Here is a 2,870-nt window from a genome sequence, read left to right on the forward strand (position 1 = left end):
CTTCCCACAACTCAATCTCATGCTGCTCACAGGCTTGCACCAACGCGCCGGTAATCTCATGCGCCTCTTTAAACGGCACGCCACGGGTAGCCAGCCAATCCGCCACCTCAGTTGCCAAGGTGAAGCCCATCGGCGCTTGCCTGCGCAGCTCCTCCACCTGCACCTTCATGGTCGCCACCATCCCGGCCATCGCCGGCAGCACCAGCAGCAAGGTGTCGACGCTGTCCAACACACTGTGTTTGTCTTCACTCAAATCGCGGTTGTACGAGAGCGGCAACGACTTGAGCGTCGACATCAACCCGGTCAGGTTGCCAATCAAACGCCCAGCCTTGCCCCGCGCCAGTTCGGCAATGTCCGGGTTCTTTTTCTGCGGCATGATCGAGCTGCCGGTGGCGTAGGCATCGTCCAGCACCACCCAGCGAAACTGGCGCGACGACCACAGGCAAAACTCCTCCGACAGCCGCGAAATATTCACCCCGAGCATGCCCGCCACAAACAGGAATTCCGCCACATGGTCACGGCTGGCCACGGCATCAATGGAGTTTTCGCACGGCCCGGTGTAGCCCATCTCCTTGGCCGAATGCTCAGGCTGGCGTGCAATGGCAGAACCGGCCATCGCCGCCGCACCCAACGGCGACAACGCCGTACGCGCATCCCAATCCACCAACCGTTGCACATCACGCAACATCGACTGGGCGTGGGCCAACAAGTGATGGGCAAACACAATCGGTTGCGCCTGCTGCAAATGGGTGAACCCTGGGCAAATGCTGTCGATGTGTTGCTCGGCCTGCTCCACCAGCGCCTGCTGCAAGCCCAACACCTCGGTGGTGAGGGTGCGCGCATGGTCGCGCAGGAAAAGGCGCAGGTCATTGGCGGTCTGATCGTTACGCGAACGCCCGGCGCGCAACTTGCCGCCCAAGGCGCCCAGGCGCTCGGTCAATACGCGTTCGATAAAGGTGTGCACGTCCTCGTCATCCAGGGTTGGATGCAGGCGCCCGGCGGCGAAATCCTCACCGATACGGTCCAGGGCCTCAAGGGTACGCAAGGTCTCCGACTCATCCAGCAAACCGGCGCGCTGCAACTCACGGGCATGGGCACGCGAACCAGCGAGGTCGTAGGGCGTCAGGCGGAAATAACGCTCAGGGCAACGCGACAACGCGGCCAAGGCAGCAGACGGACCGGTCTTGAAACGAGCGCCCCAAAGGCGGTCGGTGGGCTGGGACATCGGTATTCCTCACGCATGTTTTTAGAAGAGTCGGAGGCAGTAAAAATAAGATTTCAACTAGACTGAACCAGCGTCTGACGCGCCGTATTCAAGGTTGCCAAGGGCGGATGTTTATGTTCATTATCGCCGCCTGGCTATGTTCAAGGACTGGGTTGAAGCCTGTTGAATATGGCACTTGAGGTCAACGCGTATTATGGAAACCCCACTTTCCACTTCTGGAAACATGCCGCCAAAACCCGGCACACGACCGCCCCTGCAACTGAGCGGGCTGGACTTCAAACTGCTGCGCGTGTTCATGGCCGTGGTCGAAGCCGGCGGCTTCAGCGCCGCGCAAAACGAGCTGAACGTGGGCCTGGCGGCCATCAGCAAACAGATCTCCGACCTCGAAATTCGCATTGGCATGCGCCTGTGTACGCGGGGCCGCGAAGGGTTCGGCCTGACCGAAGAAGGCAAGTTAGTGTATCAAGCGTCCATCGAGTTATTTACCTCGGTAGACAGTTTTCGCGACAAGCTTAGTTCGGCGCAAAACGAGCTTATTGGTGACCTTAGTGTCGGTGTAATTGATAACACCGTGTCCGACGTTAATTCGCCGCTAATTACCGCGCTGGGGAAATTACACAGCGAATCGCCAAAAATTAGATTGCGTCTACATGCCTCGCAACTCGACGAAGTTGAACGCGGCGTGGTGGAGGGGCGGCTGATCGTCGGTATCGTGCCGGTGTACCAGCGCCGTGAAGAATTCGACTACTTCCCCCTCTACGAAGAAAAAGCCCACGCCTACTGCGCCGTAGGACACCCGCTGTTCAACGCGAGCGACATCACCCCAGACGTGCTGCGCCAATACGAAGTGGTCAACCACCGGTACGCGATCCATCGCGACAAAGCCAACTTCGTCACCTACGACAGCCAGTCTGCCTCGGCCTCACAGGTGGAAGCCGTCGCCATCCTGATCCTCACCGGCCGCTTCTTAGGCTTCCTGCCGGAACACTACGCCGCGCCATTGGTCAGGGAGGGGCGCCTGCGCGCACTGTGCCCGGAACAGGTTCACCTGAGCACGGCATTCAACCTTATCCTGCGCCACAACGCGCCGAGAAGCCCGATGGTGAAAGCCTTTGCAACGGCGCTGGGCGTGGACCTGAAGACGCCGGCCTAAGCGTCAACAAAGCTCAAATGTGGGAGCTCTCGAGCCCCAGCGAGGCAGCGATGGGATCGCCTCGGTCAACCTGCCGACCCCACCTACCTGCATCACCTCTCAGTAAGCCATTAACGTTTTTGGCGCGAAGAGTGAATTTTTTATCAAATTCAAATGCTCTTTGGTGTTTTCGTGAATGCAGGGTATGACCAGCGGTTCGACCCGTAACGAAATGTATATCCCGTTGACATATCCAGGCTGTGGTGTAGCGTTGCGATATTAAACGATCACTAGAGGTAGGCCATCATGGACCAAGGTTCTGTATTCCAAAGCAACCGCAGCCAAGCGGTACGTTTGCCAAAAGCTGCTGCCATGCCGGACGATGTAAAGCGCGTAGATGTTATCTCTATCGGAAGAGCCAGAATCATCACCCCAGCCGGTGAGTCATGGGACAGCTGGTTTGATGGCGAGGGGGTCACGCCTGGCTTCATGACCGACCGCGAGCAACCAGCG

At 58.5% G+C, this 2,870-nt stretch carries 3 protein-coding genes; 2 read left to right on the top strand and 1 reads right to left on the bottom strand.

The window, feature by feature from the left end:
* Nucleotides 1–1,225, bottom strand: a 1,225-nt coding sequence (argH, locus tag FEM54_RS29520; protein ID WP_138453950.1) for an argininosuccinate lyase, incomplete at its 3' end; no start/stop codon positions are given.
* A gap of 193 nt (nucleotides 1,226–1,418) precedes the next feature.
* Between argH and FEM54_RS29525 the strand changes: the two genes are divergently transcribed.
* Nucleotides 1,419–2,378: a LysR family transcriptional regulator gene (locus tag FEM54_RS29525; protein ID WP_138453951.1), complete on the top strand. Its 960-nt coding sequence runs from the start codon at nucleotides 1,419–1,421 to the stop codon at nucleotides 2,376–2,378.
* 285 nt (nucleotides 2,379–2,663) lie between these two features.
* Nucleotides 2,664–2,870: type II toxin-antitoxin system VapB family antitoxin (vapB, locus tag FEM54_RS29530; protein ID WP_138453952.1), on the top strand; the 207-nt coding region annotated here is incomplete at its 3' end.

Origin of the sequence: Pseudomonas edaphica (assembly GCF_005863185.1) — a bacterium.
Taxonomy (GTDB): Bacteria; Pseudomonadota; Gammaproteobacteria; order Pseudomonadales; family Pseudomonadaceae; genus Aquipseudomonas; species Aquipseudomonas edaphica.